This window comes from Paractinoplanes polyasparticus, assembly GCF_019710575.1.
Classification (GTDB): domain Bacteria; phylum Actinomycetota; class Actinomycetes; order Mycobacteriales; family Micromonosporaceae; genus Actinoplanes; species Actinoplanes polyasparticus.
Map to the genome: position 1 here is coordinate 86,094 of NZ_JAHWFK010000036.1, position 25,445 is coordinate 111,538.

Genomic DNA, 25,445 nt, shown 5'->3' on the forward strand with positions numbered 1-25,445 from the left:
TCCAGATGACAAACGGATGCTTCGGATGCGCTGTTAATCGGGCATATACCGCCGAAACCAGCGCGAGTCATTGACGCGATGGGATCGATAGTCCTAACTTCGCTGCAAACCTTTGCCGTCGCAGAGCCGGAGTGATCATGGCTAGACGCAGAATCGCCGTCATCGGCACCGGCCATCGCGCCGGGATGTTCATCCGCGCGGTCACCGACGACCACGCCGGCACAGCCGAACTGGTCGCCCTGGCCGACGTCAACCAGGCCCGGATGGATGTCCACAACGGCTGGCTGACGAAACCCGTGCCCACCTACCAGGCGGCCGACCTCGCCACCATGCTGGCCCGGGATCGGGTCGACGAGCTGATCGTGACCAGCGTGGACAGCACGCACGCCGGCCACATAGTGACCGCGCTGGAGGCCGGCTGCGACGTCATCACCGAGAAACCGATGACCGTGGACTCGCCGAGCTGCGACCGCATCCTGGACGCGGTCGAGCGCACCGGCCGCCGCGTGCAGGTCGCCTTCAACTACCGCTTCAACCCCGTGCACGAGGTGGTGCGCACGCTGCTGGCCGGCGGCGAGATCGGCGAGATCGGCTCGGTGCACTTCGAGTGGCTGCTCGACGTGCGGCACGGCGCCGACTACTTCCGCCGCTGGCACCGCGACAAGGCCCGTTCGGGCGGGCTGCTCGTGCACAAGTCGGGGCACCACTTCGACCTGGTCAACTGGTGGCTGAGCGCGGCGCCGGCCGAGGTCTACGCGTCCGGGCGGCTGTTCTTCTACGGCGATCAGGGGCGCGGCCGCGGGCAGGCCGACGACCGGTTCACGCTCGACCTCACCGCCGACCCGCGGCTGCGGGCGCTCTACGTGGAGCCGGCGGCCGAGGACGGCTACCACCGCGACCAGGACGTCTTCGCCCCCGGCGTCAGCATCGAGGACGACCTGGCCGTGCTGGTGCGCTACGACTCCGGCGCCACGATGAGCTACCACCTCACCGCGTACGCGCCGTGGGAGGGCTACCGGCTGATGGTCAACGGCAGCAAGGGCCGGCTCGAGCTCGAGGTGGTCGAGAGCGACCACGTCAGCCCGGCCGCGGCCGGCCAGGTCAAGCAGGGCGCCAGCCCCGAGTCCGGGTCGGTGACGCTGACCGTCCGGCCGTTCTGGTCACCGCCGTACGCCGTGGAGCTGCAACCCGTGGACCGCGAGGGACACGGCGGCGCCGACAAACGGATGACCGCCGTGCTGCTCGGCGGCGAGACCGACCCCATGCACCGGTCGGCGACCGCCCATGACGGGGCGCTGGCCCTGCTCACCGGTCTGGCCGCGAACGAGAGCCTGACCACGGGCCGGCCGGTGCACGTGAAGGAGACGAGATAGTGCCCGACCCGATTCTCACCACCGACCTGGCCCGCGAGCTCCACGCGGTGGCGCGCGACCTGCCGCTGATCAGCCCGCACGGCCACGTCGACCCGGCGCTGCTGGCCGACGACCAGCCCTTCGAGGACCCGGCCCGGCTGCTGATCGTGCCCGACCACTACGTCACGCGCATGCTGCTCAGCCAGGGCATCCCGCCCGACCGGCTGGGCGTTCCGCGGCGCGACGGCGGCCCGGTCGAGACCGACCCGCGCGCGATCTGGCGGCTGCTCGCGGCGAACTGGCACCTCTTCCGGGGCACGCCGTCCCGGCTGTGGCTCGAACAGAGTTTCCGTACGGTGTTCGAGGTCGAGACCCCGCTGAGCCGGGACACCGCCGACGAGGTGTACGACGCGATCGCCGCCCGCCTGACCGAGCCGGCGTTCCGCCCGCGGGCGCTGTTCGAGCGCTTCGGCCTCGAGGTGCTGGCCACCACCGAGTCCCCGACCGACGACCTCGCCCGGCACGCCAAGCTGGCCGCCGACGGGTGGGAGGGCCGGGTCATCAGCACGTTCCGCCCGGACGACGTGGTCGACCTGGAACGCGAGGACTGGGCGGCCAACGTCGGGCGGATGGGCGAGCTGGCCGGGGAGGACACCGGCACGTACGCCGGGTATCTGGCCGCGCTGCGCGTACGGCGGCAGGACTTCATCGCGATCGGCACCACGTCGTCCGACCACGGGCACCCGACGGCCCGCACGGTCGACCTCTCCCCCGCCGACGCGGCCAAGCTCTACGACCGGGCGCTGCGCGGCGAGACGTCGGCCGCCGACGCGGAGACGTTCCGCGGTCACATGATCCTCGAGTTCGCGCGGATGTCGATCGACGACGGCCTGGTGATGCAGCTGCACCCGGGCGCGTCGCGGGACCACAACCGGGCGCTGTTCGCCGCGCACGGCCGCGATGTGGGCGGCGACATCCCCCAGGCGACCGACTACGTGCACGCGCTGCGGCCGCTGCTGGAGGCGCACGGCATGGACACCCGACTGCGGGTGGTCCTCTACACGCTGGACGAGACGGCGTTCAGCCGGGAGCTGGCCCCGCTGGCCGGCGGCTATCCCGCGCTGTTCCTGGGCGCGCCGTGGTGGTTCCTGGACACGCCGGACGCGATGCGCCGCTTCCGCGAGGCGGTCACCGACGCGGCGGGCTTCTACAACACGGCCGGGTTCGTCGACGACACCCGGGCCTTCTGCTCGATCCCCGTACGCCACGACGTGGCCCGCCGGGTCGATGCGGCCTACCTGGCCTCGCTGGTCGAGCAGGACCGCCTGCCGTTCGACGAGGCGGCCGAGACGATGGCCGACCTCGCTTACCACCTGCCCAAGCGGATCTTCAAGCTCGAGAAGGGCCCCAGCGCATGACCACCATCACCGGGTTCGAGGTGCACGACGTGCGCTTCCCCACCGCGGCGGCCGGCGACGGCTCCGACTCGATCAACCGCGGCGACTACTCGGCGACCTATGTCGAGCTGGCCACGGACGAGGGCGTGACGGGCACCGGTTTCACCTTCACCAACGGCCGGGGCAACGAGATCACCTGCGATTCCGTACGCGCCATGGCCCCGCTTCTGATCGGGCGGAGTGTCACCGAACTGACCGCGGAGCCGCCCCGATTGCTCACGGCCCACCCTCAGCTCCGCTGGATCGGCCCCGAGAAGGGCGCGCTCCACATGGCGACCGGCGCCCTGATCAACGCCGTCTGGGACGCGCGCGCCAAGGTGGCGGGCAAGCCGATGTGGCAGCTGCTGGCCGAACTACCCACCGACGAGCTGGTGTCGTGTGTGGACTTCCGGCACATCGACGACGCGCTCACACCGGGCGAGGCGGCCGCGATCCTCGACAAGGGCCGCGTGGGCCTCGAGGACCGGCTCGCCGCCTTGCGGAGTGACGGTTTCCCTTCGTACACCACAAGCGTCGGCTGGCTCGGTTACCCCGACGACAAGGTGCGCGCGCTGACCCGGCAGGCCTACGCCGAGGGCTGGCGGGCCATGAAGATGAAGGTCGGCGGCCCGATCGAGGACGACGTGCGGCGGGCCGGCATCATCCGCTCCGAGATCGGCCCGGACGCGCTGCTCATGATGGACGCCAACCAGATCTGGGGCGTCGACGAGGCCATCGCCGCCATGGCCCGGCTGGCCGAGTTCGACCCGTACTGGATCGAGGAGCCGACCCATCCCGACGACGTGCTCGGTCACGCGCGCATCCAGCGGGCGGTGAGCCCGATCCGGGTCGCCACCGGCGAGGTCGCGGCCAACCGGGTCGTCTTCAAGCAGCTGCTGCAGGCCGAGGCGATCGGCGTGATGCAGGTCGACGCGTGCCGGGTCGCCGGCATCCCCGAGGTGCTGGCCGAACTGCTGCTGGCCGCGAAGTTCGGCGTGCCGGTGTGCCCGCACGCGGGCGGCGTCGGCCTGTGCGAACTCGTGCAGCACCTCGCCATCTTCGACTACCTGCGGGTCGGCACGTCCCTGGACGGCCGCATGATCGAGTACGTCGACCATCTGCACGAACACTTCACCGATCCGGTGCGCACCCGCGACGGCCGCTACCTGGTGCCGGCGCAGCCCGGTTACAGCTCCGACCTGCGGCCCGCCTCGATCGCCGAGTTCTCGTTCCCGGGCGGCCCGGCATGGAACTGAATCGGGCGTCCCTCAACAGCGTCCCGGCCGCGAGCCGCCCCCGGATCGCCGCGCCCGCGCCCGGCATCGTGCATCTCGGCGTGAGCGCCTTCCACCGGGCCCACCAGGCCGTCTTCACCGAGGATGCGATGGCCGCGGCCGGCGGCGACTGGGGCATCGTCCATGTGGCGCCTCGCTCGCCTCAGATCGTCGACGCCCTGCGCGACCAGGACGGGCTCTTCAGCGTCACCACGCTCGGCCCGGACGGCTCGAGCACCCGGGTGATCGGCTCGTCGGCCGGGCAGATACTGGCCGCGGCCGACCCGGAGGCGGTGGTGAAGCTGCTGGCCGACCCGGCCGTCACAGTCGTGACGCTGACCGTGACCGAGAAGGGCTACCGGCTCGATCCGGCGACCGGGCGGCTGCTGCTCGATGACGAGTTGCGGGCCGACCTCGAGACCGGGCGAGCGCCGCGTACGGTCCCGGGGCTGCTCATCCGCGGGCTGTGCGCCCGGCGGCGGGCCGACGCGGGGCCGATCGCCCTGGTCAGCTGCGACAACCTGCCGGCCAACGGCCATCGGGTGCGCGGCCTGATCGACACGCTGGCCGTGGCCAAGGGGATCAGCGAATGGGTACGGCAGAGCGTGACCTGCCCCGGCACGATGGTCGACCGGATCGTGCCCGCCACCACGGCCGGCACCTTGGACCTGGCCGCGCGGACGTTGGGCGTGCGCGATCGGGCGGCCGTCAACGGCGAGCCGTACTCGGCCTGGGTGATCGAGGACGACTTCCCGGCCGGGCGCCCGGCCTGGGACCAGGCCGGGGCGGTGCTCACCGACGACCCGCGGCCCTGGGAGACGCTGAAGCTGCGGTCGCTCAACGGCGTGCACTCCGCGATCGCGTACCTCGGCGCGGTGGCCGGCCGGGAGACCATCGCGGCCGCCCTCGAACTGCCCGGACTGGCCGGCGTGCTGCGGCGGCTCATCACCGAGGACATCGCGCCGAGCCTGGTGCCACCGTCGGGAGTGGACACGGTCGCGTACGGCGAGCAGGTGCTGACCCGGTTCGCCAACCCGGCCATCGAGTACCGGACCGTCCAGGTGGCGATGGACGGCTCACAGAAGCTGCCGCCCCGGGTGCTCCACACGATCCAGCAGCGACGCGAGGCCGGCGCCGTGCCCCGCTGGGCGGCCCTGGTGGTGGCGGCCTGGATGCGCTTCGTCCAGGGCGTCTCCGACGAGGGCCGCCCGCTGCCGCTCGACGACCCGCTGGCCGACCGGATCCGGGCCCGCCTGGCCGCCGGCCCATCCACCCCGGACGGCGTGGTGGACGCGCTGCTCGGCCTCGACACGATTTTCAGCCCCGACCTGGCCGAGGACGCCGAGCTGCGGGTCGTCCTGGTGGAATGGCTGACCGCCCTGGAAAAGCACGGCGTCGCCGCCACTCTGGCCGGTGCCTGATGGCTTCGCCGCGAAGAACGCCTCCCCCCGAGACGAGACGTCTCGTCTCGGACGGGGCACCACGGTGACGCCGCGGGTGGCGCTGATCGGCGCCAACGGCCACGGGCGGTGGCATCGGCGCCGTATCGCCGAGTTACGGGCCGGCGGCATCGTCTCGCTCGTCGGGCTGGCCGACGTGCAACCGATCGACCCGGCGCCGGACGTGCCGGCCTTCACCGACCACCGCGAGCTGCTGACCGCGACCCAGCCGGACGTGGTGGTGATCTGCACGCCGCCCCACACCCACCTGCCGATCGCGCTGGACGCGCTGCGAGCCGGCTGCGACCTGTTGCTGGAGAAGCCACCGGTCACCTCGCCGGCCGACCACGAGACGCTGCTGACCGCCCTTCAATCGACCGGCCGGTCATGCCAGGTCGGGTTCCAGGCGCTCGGGTCGGTGGCGTGGTCCCGGTTCCGCGACGCGCTGTCACCCAAGACCACCGGGCTGACCGCGGTGGCGTCGTGGAAGCGTGACGACACCTACTACGCCCGCTCGCCGTGGGCGGGACGGCGGATGGTCGGTGGCCGCCCGGTGGTGGACGGGGCGCTGGTGAACCCGCTCGCCCACGCGGTCATGCAGGCGCTGGCGGCGGGCGCCGCGGCCGGGGCCGGGCGGCCGCGGCAGCTGGAGGTCGAGCGTTACCGGGTGCGGCCGATCGAGGTGGAGGACACCGCGTTCGCTCGCATCACGTTCGAGACCGGGCTGCCGCTGCTGGTCGCTGTCACGCTCGCGGGCGAGGATTTCATCGCGGGCGAGATCGAAGCGCGCGGGCCGGACGGTACGGCGGTCCTCGAATATCCGACCGACCGGCTGGCCCTCCCCGGCTCCGGCCACACCGACTCCGCTCGGCTCGACTCCGGCCTGCCTGGCTCCGAAGCGGCCCGCTCGGACCTGGCCGGCTTCGAGGCGCCCGACTCCGGCCTGATCGAGGTGCCGGGCCGCACTGACCTGCTCGCCGACCTGTTGCGGCACCGCGCCGAGGGCACCCCACTGCTGGTGCCACTGGAGGCAACGGCCGACTTCACCGCCGTACTGGAAGCCTTGACGATGCCCGAAGCGCCCGAGCCGCAGCTGCTGAACTCGAGCACGGTCGCCGTCGAGGGCCCGAACCGCACGATCCCGGGGATCAACGCGCTGCTGCGCCGGGCCGCCGCGGAGCTGAGATTGCCGTCGGAGCTCGGCGTGCCGTGGGCGACGACGCCGTACCGCCGGCGTCTGCCGGTGATGTGAGAGCGACGCCGGCCGCCGGACGGTGCGGGTCGTCGGACGGCAGCCAGGCGTTCGGGTCCTCCAGGCAGAGCCGGTCGACCGAGCGGGTCAGGGCCTCGACCAGCGCCCGCACGGCGGCCCGGGGCTCGTCGCGCCGCGACACCAGCGACCACGTCCAGTAGACGGCCGGATGCTGAATCGGCCGGGCCACCAGGTCGGGCGGCACCGGCGCGGTCTGGCTCTTGGGGTTGTTGACCACCGGGCGGCGCAGTCGGCGTACGTGATCGAAGAACGCGTGGCCGGTCACGCCGCCCTCGGGAACGTCGATCGCGTGGGCGCCGGTCTCGACGGCCATCGACTTCGCCCAGCGGTTCCACGACGACCAGCTGGTCTCGTCGGCGTCGACCAGGACCGTCGCGTCGCGGGCCTCGACCGGCGTGGTGGCAGTGCCGGTGCTGATCGCGTAGAGCCGGTCGGAGCCGAGCAGCCGGGCCTCGAGGCGGTCGTCGATCAGCGTGCTGTCCGGCACCCAGCAGATCGCCAGGTCGAGGCTGCCGTCGGCGACGCGGGCGGCCTGGGCGTGCGAGGGCAGCACCCAGGCGTCGACGACCAGCTGGGCGATGCCGGCGGCGCGCTGCTCGAGGTCGGCCGGGCGCCAGTTCACGTAGCCCAGGCGCACCGGCTCGGAGGCGGACAGGCTTCCCACCGTACGGCGAAGATCGTCGGCCTGGTCGAGCAGCGCCTTGGCCCGGGGCAGCAGCAGGGCGCCGGCCGCGGTCAGCGACACCGAACGGCGGTCGCGGTCGAACAGGCGGTTGCCGAGATCGCGCTCCAGCGCCTTGATCTGCTGCGACAGCGAGGGGCCGGCGATGCGCAGCCGCTCGGCCGCCCGGGCGTAGCTGAGCTCTTCGGCGACCGCGACGAAGTAGCGAAGCTGGCGTAGCTCCATCGGCCCAGCTTAAGGGTCTGGTAGGCGCAGGCTCCCAGCCGGGAGAAAGTCGGTCGTGCCGGTCGCGTCCCGGCGACGGATTCTCGGGTCATGACGAACAACAACAGCAAGGTCGCCGTGGTCACCGGAGCCTCGCAGGGCATCGGGGCCGCCACCGTCGCCGCCTACCGCAAGCTCGGCTGGTCGGTCGTCGCCAATTCGCGCGGCATCACGCCGTCCGACGATCCGGGCGTGCTCGCCGTCGCCGGCGACATCGCCGACCCGGAGGTCGGCCCGCGCGTGATCGAAGCCGGGCTGCGCGAGTTCGGCCGGATCGACACGCTGGTCAACAACGCCGGCATCTTCATCGCCAAGCCGTTCACCGAGTACACCGCCGCCGACTTCGACGCGGTCACCGGCATCAACCTGCGCGGCTTCGTCGCGATCACCCAGCCCGCCGTCGCGGCCATGCTCGAGCAGGGCGGCGGTCACGTCGTCACCATCACGACGTCGCTGACCGACCAGGCGAACAGCAGCCTCGCGTCGGCGCTGGCCTCGCTGACCAAGGGCGGCCTCAACTCCGCGACCAAGGCCCTGGCCATCGAGTACGCGACCCGGGGCGTCCGCTTCAACGCCGTCTCCCCCGGCATCATCAGCACGCCGATGCACCCGGCCGAGACGCACGACTTCCTCAAGGCGCTGCACCCGGTGGGCCGGATGGGCGCCGTCAGCGACATCACCGACGCCATCGTTTTCCTGGAGAACGCGCCTTTCGTCACCGGCGAGATCCTGCATGTGGACGGTGGTCAGAGTGCCGGCCACTGACGAGCTACGGTCGCTGCTGGACCAGTGGCGCAAGGCGATCGGCGACCACCGCCCGGCCGAGGTGGCGTCGCTGTTCGCCGAGGACGCCGTGTTTCAGGGCCTGCGCCCGTTCACGATCGGCCGGGCGGGCGTGGCCGCGTACTACGCCGCCCAGCCGGAGGGCATGACGGTGGCGTACGAGATCGTCGAAACCCGCGACCTCGGGCCGGACGCCGTGCTCGGCTGGGTGAACGCCGACTTCGACTTCACCCGGGCCGTGCCCGGCCGCGCCCCGATCGCCCTCAACCTGACCGTGGTGGCCCGCCGCACCGACGAGGGCTGGCGCCTCGCCCACTATCACGTGTCGCCACGCCCCTGAGAGAAAGGTAGCCGCCCGGCCGTCGTGGATCGGACAGGGCCACCGCTCGCCGGTGGCCCTACGCTGCGAAGATGACGCAGGCGGTGGCACTCACGGACTTTCTCGGCACGACCGAGGCCGGCCGGCTGAACCCGGCCCAGCGGCGGCTGATCGTCGAGCAGGCGCTGCTTCTGGTCGAGCAGAACTACGCTTTGCTGCCGTTCAAGGTGGCCCGCTACGGCATCAATCCGTTGCAGCGCCTGCGTCTGCTGCTGCAACGGCTGGGCCGCGACGGCGACCCGGAACTCGAATGGCGGATGCACCGCGAACTGCTCGACGTCTTCAACTCGCTGCGTGACCTGCACACCCGCTACACGTTGCCGCAGCCGTTCAACGGTGTCGCCGTGTTCCTGCCGTTCCTGCTCAAGGAGTTCACCGAGGACGGCCGCCGCCGCTACCTGGTCAGCCGGCGCCAGGCGGAGCAGGTCGAGCTGGACGACCCGGCGTTCGGATTCGGCGTCGAGGTGACGCACTGGAACGGCGTGCCCGTCGCGCGCGCCATCGAACGGTTCGGCGAGGGGCTCCCGGGGGCCAACGCCGATGCTCGTCATGCCCGGGCGGTGCAGATGTTCACCGTACGGTCGCTGGCCTTCGCCGCCCCGCCCGATGAAGAGTGGATCACCCTGGGCTACCTGGACGCCTCCGGCCTGGCCCGCGAGATCCGGCTGACGTGGAGCGCGACGCCGATCGAGACCGCGGCCGCGTCGTCGGCCGACACGCCGCTCGGCGTCGACGTCGAGGGAGCCCAGCTCGCCCGGCTGCGGGCCGAGCTGTTCGCCCCGCAGGCGCTGGCCGGCCTCCCGGTCGCCCGGAGTCCCGAGATGGTGCCGGTCATCCCCGAGCTGACCACAGTCTTCGAGGCCCGCCGGGTCACCGTGGGCGGCCGCACCGTCGGGCATCTGCGCATCCGCACGTTCATGCCGACCGGCAGCGGGATCGTCGGCTTCGTCCGGGAGTTCGCCCGCCTGCTGTCGGCGCTGCCGCCGGACGGGCTCGTGCTGGACGTGCGCGGCAACGGCGGCGGCGCGGTCGTCGCCTCGGAGCTCTGCCTGCAGGCGCTGACCGCGCGTCCCGTCGAACCCGAGCCCGCCCAGTTCGCGGCAACCGCGCTCAACCTGCGGCTGTGCCGCACCAACGACGCCCTGCAGCCGTGGCTCCGATCGATGGAGCAGTCGCTGGAATGCGGCGCGCCCTACTCGGCCGGCGTCCCGTTCACCGAGCGCGAATGGTTCGAGGCCGTGCCCCAGTCCTACTTCGGGCCGGTCGTGCTGCTGACCGACGCCCGCTGCTACTCGGCCACCGACATCTTCGCGGCCGGCTTCCAGGACAACGGCATCGGACGGGTGCTGGGCGCCGACGGCAACACCGGCGCCGGCGGCGGCAACGTCTGGCAGCTGGGCGACCTCATCGGCGCGCTGGCCGGCCAGAAGGAGATTCCGTTCCGGGCGCTGCCGCTGGGCGCCGGACTGTCGCTGGTCATCCGGCGGGTGCTGCGGGTCGGCGCCAACGCGGGCACGCCGCTCGAGGACTACGGGGTCGTGCCCGACGAACGCCACCACTCGACGCGGCGCGACATCCTGGAGGACGACGCCGACCTCATGGCGGCCGCCGTCAAGCTGCTCGAGAAGTCACCGCAGCGCCGGTTCGACGTCGAGTTGTCGGAGGCCGGGGGCTCGCTCACCGCCGTCCTCTCGGTGCTGGGCCTCGACCGGGCCGACTTCGAGGTGGACGGGCGTCCCCGCTTCAGCGCCGACCTGGGCGGCAACCCCGGGCCGGTCGAGGTGGTCGGTTGCGCCGGCGCCCAACTGGTGAGGGTGCGGGGCTTCGATGCGGGCGAACTGGTGGCGCTGCGCACCTTCGTCCGCCGCGGCGAGACGCTGCGGCCCCTCGAGACGCTCGCCGACTAACTCCAGCCCGCGGGAGCGCCGGCAGGGGCGCCCGCGCCGGACGGCAGCGCGGCGCAGGTTCGCCGGTAGGGCCACGACCCGCCGACGAACGCGTCCCACTCCTCCTGGCTGAGGTTGCGCCCGGCCTGCTCGCAAGCCAGGGCCGCCCAGGACGCCGGGGCGAGATCCCAGAAGATCAGCGCGTCCGGGACCTTGAAGCAGCACGCCGCCGACACCAGCGTGGTCCCGTCCGGGGTGAACGCGAGCGCGCCCGCCCCGTCCTGTTTCAGCGGCGTGCCGAGCGGGGTCCGCCGGCTCACGTCCCACAGCACGACGGCGTTGTTGTAGCCCTGAGCGGCCACCGTGCTGCCGTCCGGGCTCAGAGCGACGGCGGCGACCTGAGAGCTGGGCAGAGTGAGCGGCGCCCCGACCCGGGCCCGGGAGGCGACGTCCCACAGGGCGACGGTGTGGTCCTCGCTGCCCGAGGCGAGCAGCCGCGAGGCGGCGTCGAAGGCCAGCGCGGTGACAGGTCCGGTGTGGCCGGTCAGCTGCTGCCGTACACGCAGCGGCTCGAGGTCCCACAGGGTGATGCGCGCGTCGACGCCGGCGGTGGCGATGGTCCGGCCGTCCGGGGCGACGGCGACCGCGGTCACTCCGCACAGCTCGCAGAAGGACGCGGGCGGCGGCGGGGTGGCTACGGGCGCACCCAGCGGCTGCCCGGTCGCGGCATCCCAGGCCTGCACGCGGCCGTCGGCGTAGCCGGTTATCAGCGTGCGGCTGTCCGCACCGAAGGCGACCGCTGACACGCCGTACTGGCCGCCGGCGGTCAAGGGGCTGCCCCGGAGCCGGCGGGTGCCGACGTCCCACAGCACAGCCTGGCCGTCCACGCCGGACGCCGCGATCGTCCGCCCGTCCGGGCTGAAGGCCACGTCGTCGAGCGCCCCCTCGCCGCCCGAGGCGAGCAGCCCGGCTGCCTCCCGCCGCCGTGCGTCCCAGAGCAGCACCTGGCCCTTGTTCGCGGGCGTGGCCAGCACCGTGCCGTCAGGGCTGAAGGCAGCGTCGCCGAAGCCGTCTCCGCGCGCGACCGTCTGCCCGAGCCGGGGCGCCTCGCGCAGGTCCACGATCACGGAAGCGGCACTGAACGTGCCGATGGCCAGGCCGCGGCCGTCCGGACGGTAGGCCAGCGTGGCTATCTCCCCGTTGTCGCTCGACATGACGTCCGTGCTGGTGCGGGCGGCCAGGTCCCAGACCGTGACCGTCAACGTGTCGACAGCGGCGAGCTGCCGGCCGTCGGGACGGAAGGCCACCTGGGCCACGGCGCGGGAGCTGACCAGCGGTACGCCGTCCGGTCCGCCGCGCCGCACGTCCCACAGCTGGATGCTGCCATCCGTCAGCACCGTCGCGAGGCGGTCCCCGGTCGGGTCGAACGTCACGGTCCGCGGTTTCCCGCCCCAGGGTGCGGTGAGCGTCTGTAACCGGATGCCGCGGCCGACGTCCCACAGCTCGACCCCGCCCGGCCGGGCCACGGCCAGGGTGCGGTTGTCCGCACTGAAGGCGACACCGGAGATATCGGGCCGGCCGGCGGGCAGCGCGCGGCCGGCGGCCCTTCGCGCCCAGACATCCCAGATCTCTATCCGCCGCCCGGCGATCCGTGCTGCCCGCGTGCCGTCCGGGCTGAACGCCTTGACGACACTGTCGAAGGTGTTCCGGGCGATCTCGCTCCCGCCGGCCACGTCGAGGTGGAGCAGCATGCCGTTGCTCAGTGCCACGGCGACGGTCTTCTTGTCCGCGCTGACCGCGACGGCCTCCGAATTGCCGCCCAGTCGCAGGTCGAAGGTGGCGAGTCGCCGGCCCGTGCGCGGGTCCCAGACCAACAGGCCCGAGTTGTTCTGCCCGCTGACCAGTACCGAGCCGTCGGGATGCCAGGCCAGCGCGGCCACCGAGTTCTGGCCGGTCGGGTTGTCGGCCACCAGGGCCCGGGTGGCCGCGGTCCGGTTCTGCACGGCGGCGAGCAGTGCGCTGCGGGCCTCGGCGGTCGGCGACACGTGCATCGCCTGCACGCCCAGCAGCAACGCCCGTTCCGGGGCCGGCTGCAGGTTGACCGTCGACTCGGCGGCGAGCTGACGCGAAGTGGCCAGCCGCGCCTGCTCCTGCGCGGCGGCCCGCCCGGCCCGGGCCTGGTCGCGCTGGTCGGCGGCGATGTAAGCGGCGACGCCGGTCACCAGCAGCAGCAGCGTCAGCACGGCTGCGGCGCCGCGGGCCAGCCACAGCGCGCGCCGGTGCTGGCGGACGTCCTCGCCGATCAGGGCGTCCCGGTCACGCTCGTGCACGGCCGCGGCCAGATCGGCGACCCGCTCCAGGAACAGCGGGTTGTGCAAAGACACGTCCTCGGATTCGTGGGCCCAGCCCAGATCGACGTGGCGGGGTTCGTCGGGGAACACGCCGTGCAGCGCGGGCGGCACAGCGGTGCTGAGGCGGCGGTCGAAGTCGCCGGCGGTCGCGTCCCAGGACAGCCCGCCCTCGGTCAGCACCAGCAGCAGGGTCGCCGGGGACCGGTGCTCCAGCCACCAGCGGACCTCCCGATCGACCCAGGGCGATGCCGCCGCCCGGGGCGACGCCAGCAGGATGAAGTACCGGGAGGAGCTGAGCGCCCGCTCGAGGGATTCCCACAGCGCGGCCGTGGCCGGCAGGCTGGCGTCGTCGCGGAACACGCGCAGCGCCCGCACCCGATACCAGGGCCGGGCGAAGCGGTGCAGAGCGAGTTGCAGCGCCGGGGCCAGCCTGCCGTCGGCGGCGTGGCTGTAGGAGATGAAGGCGTCGTACGCCGGTCCGGGCCCCGATCCGGGCGGGTCGGCACGTCGCGCGAGCAGGCTCATGGCGTCATCGGTACGCCCGTAGGCCGCCCCCGTGCGCGTTGGATCCAAGATCCGACAGGACGCGCCAAATTCCGGGCTTCAGCGCTCGAACGGTGGCGCCGACCCTGCCGGCCGCCCGGAGCTGACCTGGCGCCCCCTGGCCGCGGCATTCGGGCTGGCCATCCTGCCGCTGCCGTTCACTCTGCCGTCCCCGCCCATCGTCTGCGCGTGGCACCAGCGCTACGACACCGACCCGGCACACACCTGGCTCCGCGAGCGGGTCCGGGCCGCGTTCGCCACCGTGCTCACGGGCTGAATCCGGTTGCGTCGCTGGCCGGGCTGATCGGGCTGGTCGGCTCGCTGCCGCTCGGACATCTGGCCGACCGGATCGGCGGGCAACGGCCTGGGTGATCGGCGCGCTGACCGGGGCGGCGGCGTTCGCGGCCTACCCGCAGGCCGGCGGATTCTGGACGTTCCTGCTGGTCATCGCGGCCGAGGCGACGGCCGACACGCTGGCCAACTCGGGCCGCATGGTCTACACGGCGGCGGCCCTGCCGCGGGAGGACCGCGTCCGCACGATGGCGTTCAACCGGGCGTACCTCAAAGTGGGTTTCACGATCGGCTCGGGGCTCGGCGCGGCGGCCCTGGCCCTGGATTCGCGGACCGGCCTGCTGGCGCTGGTGCTCGCCAACGCGGCCGGGCTCGTCCTGAACGCCATCTTCGTGGCGCGGATGCCCGCGGTGGCTCCGCTGCCGGCGACCACCGGCCCGCGGCCCAGCCCCAGGGGTGTGCTGCGCGACCACCCGTACACCGCCCTGGCCGGCCTGTTCGGCGTGCTGTGGCTCAACGCCACCCTGTTCGGCGAGGTGATCCCGCTGTGGGCGATCACCATGACCGACGCCCCGAAACCGTTGCTGGGGGCGCTGTTCGCCCTGAACACGGTGATGGCGGTGGCGTTGCAGGTGCGGGCCACGCGCAGCGCCGACAGCATCGAAGGGTCGACCCGGCTGCTGCGATGGGCCGCGCTGGCCAGCGTGGCCGCCTGCCCCGTGGTAGCGCTGACGAACTCCACCCACGGCTGGTGGACGATCGGCCTGCTGGCCCTGTCGATCGTGCTGGTCACCACGACCGAGCTGTGGATGTCGGGCGCCCAGTGGTACCTGCAGACCGAGATCCCCCCGCCCGACCAGCGGGGCGCCTACATGGGCGCCAGCAAGTCGGTCGGTGGCGTCTCCCGGATGCCTGAGCACTGCAAGCGTCCTACCTCGTTTCGAGCGGGGTGAAGACGGCTTGCGCACGCCTGCGAGTATCCAGCGGTGCTCGTTGTCGTTCTGGCCGTTCTGGTGACGGTCGCGCTGGCCGGGCATCGGCTGATCCCGGGCGGCGGCATCATCGAGACGTTTCTGCCGTGGCTGGGGCTGAGCATTCCGGTGCTGGCCCTGCTCGCTTGGCGGCGGCGACCCGCGGTCACGTTGCCGGCTGTGCTGCTGCCGTTGATCGCCTGGTCCGTCCTGTTCGCTCCGGCGTTGCTGCCGGCGAACGAGGGTCACGACCTGATCGCCGTGCAGCACAACGCGAGCGACGTGAACCCCGACCCGGCCGGCACAGTCCGTGAGCTGCTTCGCGTCTCCCCCGACCTGGTAGCGCTCACCGAGGTGCTGCCGTCAACCCTTCCCACGTACGACGCCGCGTTCGGCCCGGCCTACCCGTACCGAGCCGCGTACGGCACCGTGGCTCTCTGGTCCCGCCACCCCCTCACCGAGAACAGCCCGCTCGACATCCGCCCCAGCGCCTTCGGCCCCGACTGGAACCGGGGACTGCGCGCAGTGGCCAAGACTTCGCACGGCGACCTAGCCGTCTATGTCGCGCACCTGCCTTCCGTACGCATGGGTCTGTCGGGTTTCGCGACCGGCCCCCGGGACGAAAGCGCCGTAAAGCTGGGCGCGGCCCTGAAGTCCGAGCCGCTCGCGCGGGTGCTCCTGCTGGGCGACCTCAACGCCACCGTCCACGACCGGGGCCTGCGCCCGATCACCAGCCGGCTCAGCACCGCCCCGGCGTTCGCCTTCAGCTGGCCGGCGAAGGCCCCTGTCGCCCGGATCGACCAGGTTCTCGGCCGCGGCCTGACCGTGACGGCGCTGTGGTCGCTCCCCCGCACCGGCAGCGACCACCTGCCGATCGCCGCCCGGGTCCGGTTCTAGGAATCCTCACGTCACGTTCGCGGCAGCCGAATGAGGGCGGCTGAGTTCAGGCGCGTCGTCGGAGGGTGGGCTGTTGTGTCAGCGCATGTGGTGGGAAGCCGGTTCGGGCTGGGTGTCGAGGTTCGGGTGAGTCCGGCCGTCGCCGCGCTGCTGCCCGGGTCGTACGGGCGGATCTGCGACATTCGCTATGACGCGACGCGCGGCGAATTGGAGTACGAGGTCCGCTTCACGCCGGCCGACCTGGAACGCTTCTACATCCCCGCGGGCGAGGACCGGTTCTGGTACCGCCCGAACCAGCTCGAGTATCACTCCGGCATCACCGGGTTCGTCGACGATGTGGCGGCCTGAGCGGCTCCTCCGACGTCCTGAACGAGCACGGTCAACGACCGGCTGAGCGTGTCGCCGGGCGGGAGGACCAACGGCTTCTCCCAAGCGAGGGCCGCGCAGACACCTACGTAGCCGTCGGTTCGGACGAACCAGCGGTCGTCGCCGGCCAGGCCGCGGAAGGTCAGCGAATAACGGTCGTCGACGGTCAGGGTCAGTTCGGGGGCGTCGCTGCCGTGTTCGACGCTCGAGACCGCTTTCCCGGCGGGCGGGCAGCGCCAGAAGAGGCCGCCGTAGCCGGCGCCTCCGGTGCGGCCGTTGGTGGCGGGGCTGCCGATGGTTACCGGCCGGCCCGGGGGCGCAGTCAAGGCGTACCGGAAGGAGAGTTCCCACCCGCCGGCTGCGGGCGCGGCGGTGATGTGGCGCTGTTCCGTCAGGACCGTGCGGCCGTTGCCGTCACGCCAGCGCAGGCGCTCGGGGGACTCGTGGCGGATGGTGCCGTGGTCGTCGAGCCAGGTGTAGCCCCGGTCGCGGACGTAGGTGCGGCCGCCCCAGAAGTTCCAGCCGTTGACGTCGGCCAGCGTGACCGAGGCGCCCAGGTGCCACGGGTGGTCGAAGCAGAGCTCGTCCGTGACGACTGTGCCGCCCAAGGTGCGTACGGGATGCAGATAGGGCCTCGGGGCCAGCCGGATGTCGAGCTGGGGGTCGGCGACGTAGGTGGCCACCTCGGTGTCGCCTATCTTCACGCGACGGCCGCCTCGTAGCCGGCGATCGCTTCGGCCAGGACCTCGGGGCCGGGGCGCGACCACACCTCTTCGTGGAAGACCTCGACCTCGACGTAGCCGGTGTAGCCGGTTTCGCGGACCGCCCGGGCGAACCGTCTCATGTCGACGGAGCCGGTGCCGGGGAGGCCACGCCCGAGCAGCACGCCGGACGGGAGCGGAGTGATCCAGTCGGCCAGCTGGAACGACGCCAGGCGGCCCTCGCGGCCGGCGCGGGCGATGCCGTCCCACACCCTGTCGTCCCACCACAGGTGGTAGGTGTCGATGACCACGCCCACCGCTTCCGGCGGATAGGGGTTGGCCAGTTCCAGCGCCTGGTCGAGCGTGGCCACCACGCAGCGGTCGGAGCAGAACATCGGGTGCAGCGGTTCGATCGCCAGGCGTACGCCGGCCGCCAGCGCGTCGGGCACCAGCGCGCCGATCGCGTCGCCGACGTGGCGGCGGGCGCCGTCGATGTCGCGGCTGGTGCCGGGCAGGCCGCCGCTGACGAGCACGAGCGTGTCGGTGCCGAGGGCGGCGGCCTGGTCGATCGCGCGCCGGTTCTCGTCGTACCAGTGTGCCTCGTGGAAGAAGCCGCCCCGGCACAACGACGAGACCGTCAGGCCGGCGTCGCGGACGAGGGCGGCCGCCTTCTCCGTTCCGTACTCGGTGACCTCCTCGCGCCAGAGGCCGACCGCTTGGACACCGGCCGCGGCGCAGCCCGCCACCAGGTCGTCGAGCGGCCAGCGCTTGGTGGTCGCCTGGTTCAGCGAGAAGCCCTTCATGCCAGGCCCACCGTCGTCAGCCACGCGTTGGCGCGGTGCTCGGCCAGCGCGGCGTCCGGCAGCAGCCCGGCCTCGTCGGCCAATCTCATGAGCGTCAGCAGGTGCTGCGGCGACCGGCCGGACTGGGCGCCGTTCACCATCGTCAGGTGGTCCTGGTGGCCGGCCAGCCAGTTGAGGAAGACGATGCCGGTCTTGTAGTGGTAGGTCGGCGCGGCGAACAGATGCCGGGCGAGCGGCAGGGTCGGGCCGAGAATTGCTTCGTACGCCGTGATGTCGCCCTCATCGAGCGCCCGGAGCGCCGCCGCGGCGGGCGGGGCGATGACCGCCAGCACGCCGAGCAGCGCCTCGGAGTGGCCCTGGTCGTCGCCCCGGATCAGCGCCGGATAGTTGAAGTCGTCGCCGGTGTACATGCGCACGCCCGCGGGCAGCCGGCGCCGCATCGCGATCTCGTAGTCCGCGTCGAGCAGCGACAGCTTGATGCCGTCGACCCTGTCCCGGTGCTCCTCGATGATCTCGAGCACGGTCTCGCGCCGCCCCCAGTAGCCGGCCAGCGCGGGGTCGAACGCCTCGCCCAGCCAGTGCAGCAGCACCGGCTGGTCCGACTGGGACAGCAGTTCGCCGTACACCCGCTTGTAGTCGTCGGCGTCGCGCGCTGCCGCGGCCAGGTGCCGGCTGCACATGAGCACGGGGGTCGCGCCGGCATCGCGTACGTCGTGCAGCTGTTCCAGGTAGGCCTTGGTGATCTCGTCGATGGTCGCCGGCCCCGGGGGCAGCTGGTCGGTGGCCACGCCGGCCACGATCGCGCCGCCGACCGACCGGGCCTCGGCCGCGCTGCGCCGGATCAGCTCGCGGGTGGCCGGGTAGTCGAGCCCGGCGCCGCGCTGGGCGGTGTCCATCGCCTCGGCCACCCCGAAGCCGTACGACCACAGGTGGTGCCGGAACCGCAGCGTGGTCTCCCAGTCGAGGGCAGCCGGGGCGCCCGGGATGTTCTCGGCGCGCTGGTCGGCCGTGACCGGCGCGGCGGCGTACGCGATGCGGCTCGTGAACGGGCCCTTCGCCCGGAACTCGGCGCCGTGGCCGCTGAACCGCGTCATCGGCCGAGCTCCGGGATCTCGAGGCGCCGGCCCTCGCGCGACGACTGCAGGCCCAGTTCGGCCACCTGCACGCCGCGCGCGCCCGCCCACAGGTCGCCGGTGTAGGGGCCGTCCTCGGCGACGTAACGCAGGAACTGTTCCCACTGCGCGCGGAAGCCGTTGACGAAGACCTCGTTGTCGGGCACCTCCTGCCACTGCTCGCGGAAACGCTGTGCGGTCGGCACGTCCGGGTCCCACACCGGTTTCGGCGTGCCCGCGCGGGGCTGGATGCGGCAGTGGTGCAGGCCGGCCACCGCGCTGCCGTGCGTGCCGTCGACCTGGAACTCGACCAGCTCGTCGCGGTTGACCCGGACCGCCCAGGACGAGTTGATCTGCGCGATGACCCCGCCGTCCAGCTCGAACAGGCCGTACACCGCGTCGTCGGCGGTAGCCGCGTAGGGCTCGCCGGACTCGTCCCAGCGGCGGTCGATGTGGGTGACCGAGCGGGCGGTGACCGCGTTGACCGGCCCGAAGATCTGCTCGAGCACGTAGTGCCAGTGCGGGAACATGTCGAGCGTGATGCCGCCGCCGTCGGCCGATCGGTAGTTCCACGACGGCCGCTGCGCGCCCTGCCAGTCGCCCTCGAAGACCCAGTAACCGAATTCCCCGCGTACGGAGAGCACGCGCCCGAAGAAGCCGCCCCGCACCAGCCGGTGCAGTTTCTGCAGGCCCGGCAGGAAGAGCTTGTCCTGCACCACGCCGTGCTTGATGCCGGCCGCGTCCGCCTTGCGGGCGAGCTCGACGGCCTCGGCCAGACTCTCGGCCACCGGCTTCTCGGTGTAGAGGTGCTTGCCCGCCTCGATCGCCGCGTGCAACGCCTTGACGCGGGCCGAGGTGACCTGGGCGTCGAAGTAGATCTGCACGTCGGGACGGGCCAGCGCGCCGGCCAGATCGGTGGTCCAGTCGGTGAGGCCGTGCTGCTCGGCCAGCGTGCGCAGCTTGGCCTCGCTGCGACCGACCAGCACCGGCTCGGGCCACAGCACAGTTCCGTCGCGCAGCGGCAGGCCGCCGTCGGAGCGGATGGCCAGGATCGAGCGGATCAGGTGTTGTCGTAGGCCCATCCGGCCGGTGACGCCGTTGAGGACGATGCCCAGGGGGGTGCGATCCATGTCTTCGTTGCCTCCGGCCGAGTTGAACACCTTGAGGTAAGCGCTTTCCTGATACCGTACGGGGCGTGCCGCCGGGCGGGCAAGACCGGCGGCGGTATCCTCGGCTTCTTTGGATCTCGGCGGGGGGGTGCACGTGGCGACCTTGGCGGACGTGGCACGCCGGGCCGGAGTGTCCACTGCGACGGCATCGCGGATCATCAATGGCAGCTCGAAGCCGGTGACCGACGAGCTGCGCACCCGGGTGCTGGCGGCGGTGGCCGAGCTGCGCTACGTGCCCAACGCGCACGCCCAGATGCTGGCCCGCTCCAACCGCAACGCGGTCGGCGTGCTGGTTCACGACGTGTCCGACCCGTACTTCGCCGAGATCACCCGCGGCCTGCAGCGGGTCGCCACCGCTCACGGCCGCCTGGTCATCATCTGCAACACGTTCCGCGAACCCGCCCGCGAACTCGAGTACATCGACCTGCTGCACGCCCATCAGGTCGCCGCGATCGTGGTCGCCGGCTCGGGCTATCTCTCCTCGGACGCCGAGACCGAACTGCACGAGCGGATGGCCGCCTTCGAGACCACGGGCGGGCGCATCGCCGTGATCGGCCGCCACTCCCACACGTCCGACGCGGTGCTGCCGGCCAACGAGGAGGGCGGCTTCCTGGCCGGCGAGCACCTGTTCGAGCTGGGTCACACCGCGGTCGGCGTGATCGCCGGCCCGGCCGCCCTGACCACCACCGCCGACCGCCTGGCCGGCCTGCGCCGGGCGGCCGAGGCCCACGGCCGCACGCTGCGCGTGGTCCACGCCGACTTCACCCGCGACGGCGGCGAGGCGGCCGCGACCAAGCTGCTGGCCGACGAGCCGGACCTGACCGCCGTGGCCGCCCTCAACGACTCGATGGCGGTCGGCGCGCTCTCGGCCATGCGCACGTGCGGCCGCAATTTGAGCGTGGCCGGCTTCGACGACATGCCGATCGCCCGCGACGTCACGCCGGCGCTGACCTCGGTGCGACTGCCGCTGACCGAACTGGGCGAACGAGCCATGCAGCTGGCTCTCGACCCCCCGCCACCGGGCTCGCCGCCGCGGGTCGAGCACATCCGCGCCGAGCTGATCCGCCGGGAAAGCACCTGGCCCGTCTCTTAGGGACTGCTTCGTGGCTGCTCGTCACGGCCCGCAGTAAGTACTGGTCCGGACTTTCGGGTGCACCACCAGACGATCGCGGTCATGACGACGACCATGAAGGTCGGGACGAGCTGGTACGGCGAGCCGACTCCGGCCGAGCGGTCCTGCGTCGCGCTCCCGAGATCTATCCGCAGGGCCGTGGCCACGAGGAACGTGAACGTGTTGAGTACGGCGTGGAGCATGACCGCGACCTCGAGCCCGCCCGTGCGCCAGGTGATGACGGCCAACCCGGTCCAGAGCACGAAATACCAGGCGATGATGTACGGATCCGTCGCGCCGTGGACGGCCGTGAAGAGCACGCTCGAGACCAGCACCCCGGCGACCAGCCCCGCTCGTGGGCTGCGTGTCCAGCTTCCGATGACACGGAACATGAGCCCCCGCACGCCGTATTCCTCGCCCGCGGATTGCAGCGGGGTGAGGAGCACCGTGGCGATGAAGATGGCGACGAGGTCGGTCTGCGACCAGGGGGCCTCGTCAACCGGCGTGAGAGCTCCGAGGACGTTGACGACCAGCCAGGCCGGGCCGAAGACGAGGAGCGATCTGCCGAACAGGTCGAAGCGGAACCGCGACGTCACGGAGTGCAGGGATGCACCGGGTACGCCGTAGAGCCACCGCTGGACGAGCATGCTCCACGGCAGGAGCAGGCCCAGCGCGATCATGGAACTGGCATGGGAGAGCGGCGTGTAGTCGGTGCCGCCCACGATCGGTGGGGTCTTTCCCATCTGCGCGTCGATGAGCGCAGCGGCCCGGCCGATGACCGTCGGGAAGATGACGAGCCCTGCCAGCAGGAGAACGATCGCGAGGATGCCGCGACCGATCCGGCGCTTGTCTCCTGCGAGCACCCGGTGGTATTCCACTCCGGCGGGAACTGACGGGCCGTTGCGGGGTTCGCCCGGAGTGAGTAGCCAATTCGGCCTGGTTGTCGTGGTCATGGCTTCCTCTGATCGGTCGTTGTTTCCCGGCTTGGTGTCGTTATCTCCCGGCTTGGTATCGCTGGCCCGGCTTGGTGTCGCTGGCCCGGCTTGGTGTCGCTGGCCCGGCTTGGCGTCGCTGGCCCGGCTTGGTGTCGCTGGCCCGGCTTGGTGTCGCTGGCCCGGCTTGGTGTCGCTATCTCCCGGCTTTGTCGAGCACGGTGTAACGCAGGCGAAGTGCCCGCTCGGCGCTGGCGAGAGCGGCCCCGACGGCGAGGGCGAAGTTGAGCCAGACATGGAGGTGGACCGGCGATTCGAAGCGCCCGACGCTTTCGGCGATCGCGGGGATGCGCGAGAGCGGTTCGGCCAGCTGCAGCAGGTTCAACCCCACGCCGATGAGCAGCATCAGGACGGAGAGAAAGCCGATCGAGCGACTCAGCCCCGGATGCTCGCGTTCGACGCGGGCACGGCGCCCTTCGGCGGACTTCGGGTCGGGGACGAGCTGGTGCTCGGCGCCGGCGGTGGTGACGTAGTGGCTGCGCTTGACCCCGAAGGTGCTGATCGCCACCTCGATGGTGCCGCCCTCGACGGGGAACGCTGCCGGCAGCTTCGACTCGGCGTGGTGTCTGCCGTCGAGGTACAGGTGCGCTCTTGCCTTGCCGCTGCCCGTGTCTGCCCGGTACGGCAGGTCGACGGCATACACCGTCTGCCGACCATCCGGATGGGTCAGCGGTAGGTAGAAGAGGGCGCGGGTGACCGACTGCCACCAGCGGAGGGGTTTCAACGCCCGCCCGTCCCCGCCCTTGATGCGCCCGACGGCCCGCCGTTGCTGCCATTCCTTGATCACGTTTCTTCGCCCCGCTCCCGATCACCGCCGTCGCACTAACACGCTGTACTAGTACGAAGCTAACACGGCGTACTAGTACGATGTAATAGGAGGTGGCACATGACACAGGGCGACAAGAGCACCGGCTCGCGGGAACGAATCCTCACGGCTGCCGCGGCCATGCTTGCGGAGGATCTGGCGGCGCGGCTGAGCGTGCGCGCGGTCGCGGCACGCGCCGGGGTGAGCACGGGCTCGCTCAGGTTCCACTTCCCGACCCAACGCGCGTTGCAGGACGCCGTCCTGGCCAGGATCTACGGCCATCTGCTCCGGGACGACCCGATCCACGACCGATCGCTGGCCGCCCGGGATCGACTGGTCAACTGTCTCCGGCAAGTGCTCGCCCCGGCCGGTGTCGGAGAGCAGGCACGTGAGGCGTGGACCAAGGCGTACCAGGCGTATATCGCGTCCGACCCCACCGAGGAGGTGCGCGCGGCCTATCTCGCCTTGGAGCGGGGCGGCTGGGGGCGCGTCGAGTACTGGCTGACGGTCCTCGCCGACGAAGGCGCACTGCCCAAGGAGGATCACGCTCGCCGAGTGAAATTCCTGCTGACCGTCCTCAACGGACTTTCGATCGAACGAGCCCTGCCGGCCGAGGACTCGATCCTGAAGTCCGAGACCGAAACCCTCTACATGGCCGTCGACTGCGTCCTCAGAGAGACATGAGTACGTTTTCGGCAGGCTCATAGTCCGCAGGCTCACCGTTCGGCAGACTCATGGTTCGGCAGGCTCATATTGAGGTGAAATCATGGCGGCGCCTTTGGGCCGCGGCGGCCCCGCCTTCAATCCCCCGACCACAGCCCGCTCGGCGGGGACGGAGCCGGAGACATCGAGTCCTGAAGCACCTTCGCCGAGCGCGAGGCGGCCGGCGGCTGCGCTCCACCCACCTCGTCGGCTGAGCGCTGCCTCGGTACAAGGGATCGGCCCATTTCCGCACGCCCGGCCGGGACGTCGCCCTGGCCGCGGCCGCCCGCAGCGGCGACCCGCTGATTTCGGCTCGCTTCGTTTGCAGATCATGGTGGTGGGCTGGAGTTACTTCCCAAGAGCCCGGCGGAAGTTTGCAGTGGCCGTCCGGTGCCATTGACGTGGGCCGATGAATCGACCTACCGTGCCGCAGGAAAGGCCTTACCTGAAGGCTTTTCGATCGCTCGGAGGGGATACGGCATGCGCAGACGGACGTTTCTGGGGATCACCACCGGGGCCGTCGCGGCCGCGTCGACCCTCGCCGGGCGGGGCGCATCGGCGTCGCCCGCACGGGCGGGCAGCTTTGCTCCGCACGTCGTGGTGGCGGCCGACGGCAGCGGGGACTTCGCCGGGATTCAGGAGGCGGTGGACTCCGCACCCGCGGGGAATGCGTCGGCCTTCGTCATCGGGGTCCGGCCCGGTACGTACACGGGAAGGATTGTCATCGGGGCCGACCGGTCGCTAGTCACGATCGCCGGGCTCGGGCGGCGGCCGCAGGACGTGATGATCGCGGACGACCGGGCGAACGGAACGCCCAACCCGGCCGGCGGCACCTGGGGAACGACCGGCAGCGCCTCGGTCACAGTGGACGGAGCCGGATTCCGGGCGCACAACCTGACTTTCGCCAACCTCTTCGACGAAGCGGCCCACCCGGAGATCACCAACCGGCAGGCCGTCGCCGTGCTGACCCGGGCCGATCGGGTGGCGTTCTCACGGGTGCGGTTCCTCGGAAATCAGGACACCCTTTACGTCAACAGTCCGGCCGCCACGACCGTCGCCCGAGCCTACTTCCGGGACTGCTACGTCGAGGGCGATGTCGACTTCATCTTCGGACGGGCCACGGCCGTCTTCGACCGGTGCCGGGTGCATTCGCTCCATCGCGGGACCACACCCAACGGCTATGTCACGGCGCCGAGCACCGACATCGCGAACCCGCACGGCTTCCTGTTCACGCGGTGCGCCCTCACCTCCGAAACTGCGCCCGCAACCGTGTTCCTGGGCCGGCCCTGGCACCCCAGCCAGGACCCGAACGCGATCGGCCAGACCGTCATCCGCGACTCACGCATCGACGCCCACATCGGAGCGACGCCCTGGAGCGACTTCGGCACCTGGCCGTGGCGAGAGGCGCGCTTCGCCGAATACCGCAACTTCGGACCCGGCGCCCCGGTGACCCCCGACCGGCCCCAACTCACCCCGGCCGAGGCCGCCACCCAGACCGTCCCCGCCTTCCTGCGCGGCCCGGACGGCTGGTCCCCCGACCGCCACCACTGACGACCCGGCGTCCACCACAGCCCCGCCCGGCGGGCACCCCCCGACCGGCACCCTACGACCCACGACCCACGACCCACGACCCACGACCTGCGACCTGCGACCTGCGTCCTGCGTCCTGCGTCCATGGCCCAGGGCATTCGACCCGCGCCCCACAGCCCACGAACCCACGACCTGCAACCCGCGACCAGCGCCCACCAACCCACGACCTGCAACCTGCGTCCGCCGCCCACGGCACTCGACCCGCGCCCCACAGCCCACGAACCCACGACCTGCAACCCGCGACCAGCGCCCACCAACCCACGACCTGCAACC

Annotated in this window: 22 protein-coding genes and 1 pseudogene; 15 read left to right on the plus strand and 8 right to left on the minus strand. The window is 71.8% G+C overall.

All coding sequences use genetic code 11. From position 1 onward, the window contains the following. Positions 1-137 precede the first annotated feature (137 nt). Genes KXC43_RS32865 through KXC43_RS32885 form a run of 5 tightly spaced genes read left to right on the plus strand, consistent with a single transcriptional unit; the run spans position 138 to position 6,753 of the window. Entirely contained in the window at positions 138-1,373 is a 1,236-nt protein-coding gene (locus tag KXC43_RS32865; protein WP_221380090.1) for a Gfo/Idh/MocA family protein, read from the plus strand. Next, positions 1,370-2,770: a glucuronate isomerase gene (uxaC, locus tag KXC43_RS32870; RefSeq protein WP_438870929.1), complete on the plus strand. Its 1,401-nt coding sequence runs from the start codon at positions 1,370-1,372 to the stop codon at positions 2,768-2,770. The genes KXC43_RS32865 and uxaC overlap by 4 nt, the downstream gene beginning before the upstream one ends. Then, complete coding sequence (locus KXC43_RS32875) at positions 2,767-4,044, plus strand: enolase C-terminal domain-like protein (RefSeq protein WP_221380092.1); 1,278 nt, start codon at positions 2,767-2,769, stop codon at positions 4,042-4,044. The genes uxaC and KXC43_RS32875 overlap by 4 nt, the downstream gene beginning before the upstream one ends. Further along, the gene (locus tag KXC43_RS32880; RefSeq protein ID WP_221380093.1) at positions 4,035-5,483 is read left to right on the plus strand and encodes a mannitol dehydrogenase family protein; all 1,449 of its coding nucleotides are present in this window, start codon (positions 4,035-4,037) and stop codon (positions 5,481-5,483) included. The genes KXC43_RS32875 and KXC43_RS32880 overlap by 10 nt, the downstream gene beginning before the upstream one ends. After that, positions 5,476-6,753, plus strand: coding sequence for a Gfo/Idh/MocA family protein (locus KXC43_RS32885; protein ID WP_308129367.1), 1,278 nt, complete (start codon positions 5,476-5,478; stop codon positions 6,751-6,753). The genes KXC43_RS32880 and KXC43_RS32885 overlap by 8 nt, the downstream gene beginning before the upstream one ends. On the opposite strand, the gene KXC43_RS52435 is transcribed toward KXC43_RS32885, so the two are convergent. Next, a complete protein-coding gene (locus KXC43_RS52435) occupies positions 6,650-7,681 on the minus strand; it encodes a LysR family transcriptional regulator (RefSeq protein ID WP_221380094.1) in 1,032 nt (343 codons plus the stop codon). The two genes, KXC43_RS32885 and KXC43_RS52435, sit on opposite strands and share 104 nt — an antisense overlap. 90 nt (positions 7,682-7,771) lie before the next feature. Here KXC43_RS52435 and KXC43_RS32895 point away from each other — a divergent pair, with 90 nt between their 5' ends. The 3 genes from KXC43_RS32895 (at position 7,772) to KXC43_RS32905 (ending at position 10,789) form a co-directional block, all read left to right on the plus strand. After that, a complete protein-coding gene (locus KXC43_RS32895; RefSeq protein ID WP_221380095.1) occupies positions 7,772-8,485 on the plus strand; it encodes an SDR family NAD(P)-dependent oxidoreductase in 714 nt (237 codons plus the stop codon). Then, positions 8,472-8,843, plus strand: coding sequence for an SgcJ/EcaC family oxidoreductase (locus KXC43_RS32900; protein ID WP_308129368.1), 372 nt, complete (start codon positions 8,472-8,474; stop codon positions 8,841-8,843). The genes KXC43_RS32895 and KXC43_RS32900 overlap by 14 nt, the downstream gene beginning before the upstream one ends. Before the next feature lie 71 nt (positions 8,844-8,914). Next, positions 8,915-10,789 (plus strand): S41 family peptidase, encoded by a 1,875-nt coding sequence (locus KXC43_RS32905; protein ID WP_221380097.1) that lies wholly within the window; start codon positions 8,915-8,917, stop codon positions 10,787-10,789. Here KXC43_RS32905 and KXC43_RS32910 read toward each other — a convergent pair. Continuing rightward, positions 10,786-13,644, minus strand: a complete 2,859-nt coding sequence (locus KXC43_RS32910; protein WP_221380098.1) for a TIR domain-containing protein — start codon at positions 13,642-13,644, stop codon at positions 10,786-10,788. The two genes, KXC43_RS32905 and KXC43_RS32910, sit on opposite strands and share 4 nt — an antisense overlap. Before the next feature lie 31 nt (positions 13,645-13,675). Between KXC43_RS32910 and KXC43_RS32915 the strand changes: the two genes are divergently transcribed. The 4 genes and pseudogenes from KXC43_RS32915 to KXC43_RS32930 all read left to right on the plus strand — a co-directional run bounded on the left by KXC43_RS32915 (position 13,676) and on the right by KXC43_RS32930 (position 16,169). Beyond that, positions 13,676-13,939 (plus strand): type 2 periplasmic-binding domain-containing protein, encoded by a 264-nt coding sequence (locus KXC43_RS32915; protein WP_221380099.1) that lies wholly within the window; start codon positions 13,676-13,678, stop codon positions 13,937-13,939. Between the two features lie 52 nt (positions 13,940-13,991). Continuing rightward, a pseudogene (locus KXC43_RS32920) lies at positions 13,992-14,906 on the plus strand (MFS transporter); the annotation flags it as partial. A 33-nt stretch (positions 14,907-14,939) separates the two neighbouring features. Continuing rightward, a complete protein-coding gene (locus tag KXC43_RS32925) occupies positions 14,940-15,821 on the plus strand; it encodes an endonuclease/exonuclease/phosphatase family protein (protein ID WP_308129369.1) in 882 nt (293 codons plus the stop codon). A 75-nt stretch (positions 15,822-15,896) separates the two neighbouring features. Then, positions 15,897-16,169, plus strand: coding sequence for a hypothetical protein (locus tag KXC43_RS32930; RefSeq protein ID WP_221380101.1), 273 nt, complete (start codon positions 15,897-15,899; stop codon positions 16,167-16,169). Here KXC43_RS32930 and KXC43_RS32935 read toward each other — a convergent pair. The 4 genes from KXC43_RS32935 to KXC43_RS32950 are packed head-to-tail and all read right to left on the minus strand — an operon-like array spanning position 16,127 to position 19,933. Continuing rightward, positions 16,127-16,891: a DUF6807 domain-containing protein gene (locus tag KXC43_RS32935; protein WP_221380102.1), complete on the minus strand. Its 765-nt coding sequence runs from the start codon at positions 16,889-16,891 to the stop codon at positions 16,127-16,129. The two genes, KXC43_RS32930 and KXC43_RS32935, sit on opposite strands and share 43 nt — an antisense overlap. Then, positions 16,888-17,691 carry a sugar phosphate isomerase/epimerase family protein gene (locus tag KXC43_RS32940; RefSeq protein ID WP_221380103.1) on the minus strand — a complete coding sequence of 268 codons (804 nt, stop codon included), beginning with the start codon at positions 17,689-17,691 and terminating at the stop codon, positions 16,888-16,890. Before KXC43_RS32940 ends, KXC43_RS32935 begins: the two co-directional genes overlap by 4 nt. Continuing rightward, complete coding sequence (locus KXC43_RS32945) at positions 17,688-18,785, minus strand: DUF993 family protein (RefSeq protein WP_221380104.1); 1,098 nt, start codon at positions 18,783-18,785, stop codon at positions 17,688-17,690. The genes KXC43_RS32940 and KXC43_RS32945 overlap by 4 nt, the downstream gene beginning before the upstream one ends. After that, entirely contained in the window at positions 18,782-19,933 is a 1,152-nt protein-coding gene (locus tag KXC43_RS32950) for a Gfo/Idh/MocA family protein (protein WP_221380105.1), read from the minus strand. The genes KXC43_RS32945 and KXC43_RS32950 overlap by 4 nt, the downstream gene beginning before the upstream one ends. Positions 19,934-20,066: 133 nt before the next feature. Here KXC43_RS32950 and KXC43_RS32955 point away from each other — a divergent pair, with 133 nt between their 5' ends. Beyond that, the gene (locus KXC43_RS32955) at positions 20,067-21,065 is read left to right on the plus strand and encodes a LacI family DNA-binding transcriptional regulator (RefSeq protein ID WP_221380106.1); all 999 of its coding nucleotides are present in this window, start codon (positions 20,067-20,069) and stop codon (positions 21,063-21,065) included. On the opposite strand, the gene KXC43_RS32960 is transcribed toward KXC43_RS32955, so the two are convergent. Together KXC43_RS32960 and KXC43_RS32965 are read right to left on the minus strand one after the other, a co-directional pair. Then, positions 21,062-21,946 carry a CPBP family intramembrane glutamic endopeptidase gene (locus KXC43_RS32960; RefSeq protein ID WP_308129370.1) on the minus strand — a complete coding sequence of 295 codons (885 nt, stop codon included), beginning with the start codon at positions 21,944-21,946 and terminating at the stop codon, positions 21,062-21,064. The two genes, KXC43_RS32955 and KXC43_RS32960, sit on opposite strands and share 4 nt — an antisense overlap. A 265-nt stretch (positions 21,947-22,211) precedes the next feature. Continuing rightward, a complete protein-coding gene (locus tag KXC43_RS32965) occupies positions 22,212-22,862 on the minus strand; it encodes a hypothetical protein (RefSeq protein WP_221380108.1) in 651 nt (216 codons plus the stop codon). 99 nt (positions 22,863-22,961) lie between these two features. On the opposite strand from KXC43_RS32965, the gene KXC43_RS32970 reads away from it, so the two are divergent. Next, a complete protein-coding gene (locus KXC43_RS32970; RefSeq protein ID WP_221380109.1) occupies positions 22,962-23,564 on the plus strand; it encodes a TetR/AcrR family transcriptional regulator in 603 nt (200 codons plus the stop codon). A gap of 498 nt (positions 23,565-24,062) precedes the next feature. Next, positions 24,063-25,133, plus strand: coding sequence for a pectinesterase family protein (locus KXC43_RS32975; RefSeq protein ID WP_221380110.1), 1,071 nt, complete (start codon positions 24,063-24,065; stop codon positions 25,131-25,133). Positions 25,134-25,445 lie beyond the last annotated feature (312 nt).

Coding starts and splice junctions, on each gene's coding strand:
- KXC43_RS32865 (WP_221380090.1), top strand. CDS start 138: ATGGCTAGACGCAGAATCGCCGTCATCGGCACCGGCCATCGCGCCGGG.
- KXC43_RS32875 (WP_221380092.1), top strand. CDS start 2,767: ATGACCACCATCACCGGGTTCGAGGTGCACGACGTGCGCTTCCCCACC.
- KXC43_RS32880 (WP_221380093.1), top strand. CDS start 4,035: ATGGAACTGAATCGGGCGTCCCTCAACAGCGTCCCGGCCGCGAGCCGC.
- KXC43_RS52435 (WP_221380094.1), bottom strand. CDS start 7,681: ATGGAGCTACGCCAGCTTCGCTACTTCGTCGCGGTCGCCGAAGAGCTC.
- KXC43_RS32895 (WP_221380095.1), top strand. CDS start 7,772: ATGACGAACAACAACAGCAAGGTCGCCGTGGTCACCGGAGCCTCGCAG.
- KXC43_RS32905 (WP_221380097.1), top strand. CDS start 8,915: ATGACGCAGGCGGTGGCACTCACGGACTTTCTCGGCACGACCGAGGCC.
- KXC43_RS32910 (WP_221380098.1), bottom strand. CDS start 13,644: ATGAGCCTGCTCGCGCGACGTGCCGACCCGCCCGGATCGGGGCCCGGA.
- KXC43_RS32940 (WP_221380103.1), bottom strand. CDS start 17,691: ATGAAGGGCTTCTCGCTGAACCAGGCGACCACCAAGCGCTGGCCGCTC.
- KXC43_RS32945 (WP_221380104.1), bottom strand. CDS start 18,785: ATGACGCGGTTCAGCGGCCACGGCGCCGAGTTCCGGGCGAAGGGCCCG.
- KXC43_RS32950 (WP_221380105.1), bottom strand. CDS start 19,933: ATGGATCGCACCCCCCTGGGCATCGTCCTCAACGGCGTCACCGGCCGG.
- KXC43_RS32970 (WP_221380109.1), top strand. CDS start 22,962: ATGACACAGGGCGACAAGAGCACCGGCTCGCGGGAACGAATCCTCACG.
- KXC43_RS32975 (WP_221380110.1), top strand. CDS start 24,063: ATGCGCAGACGGACGTTTCTGGGGATCACCACCGGGGCCGTCGCGGCC.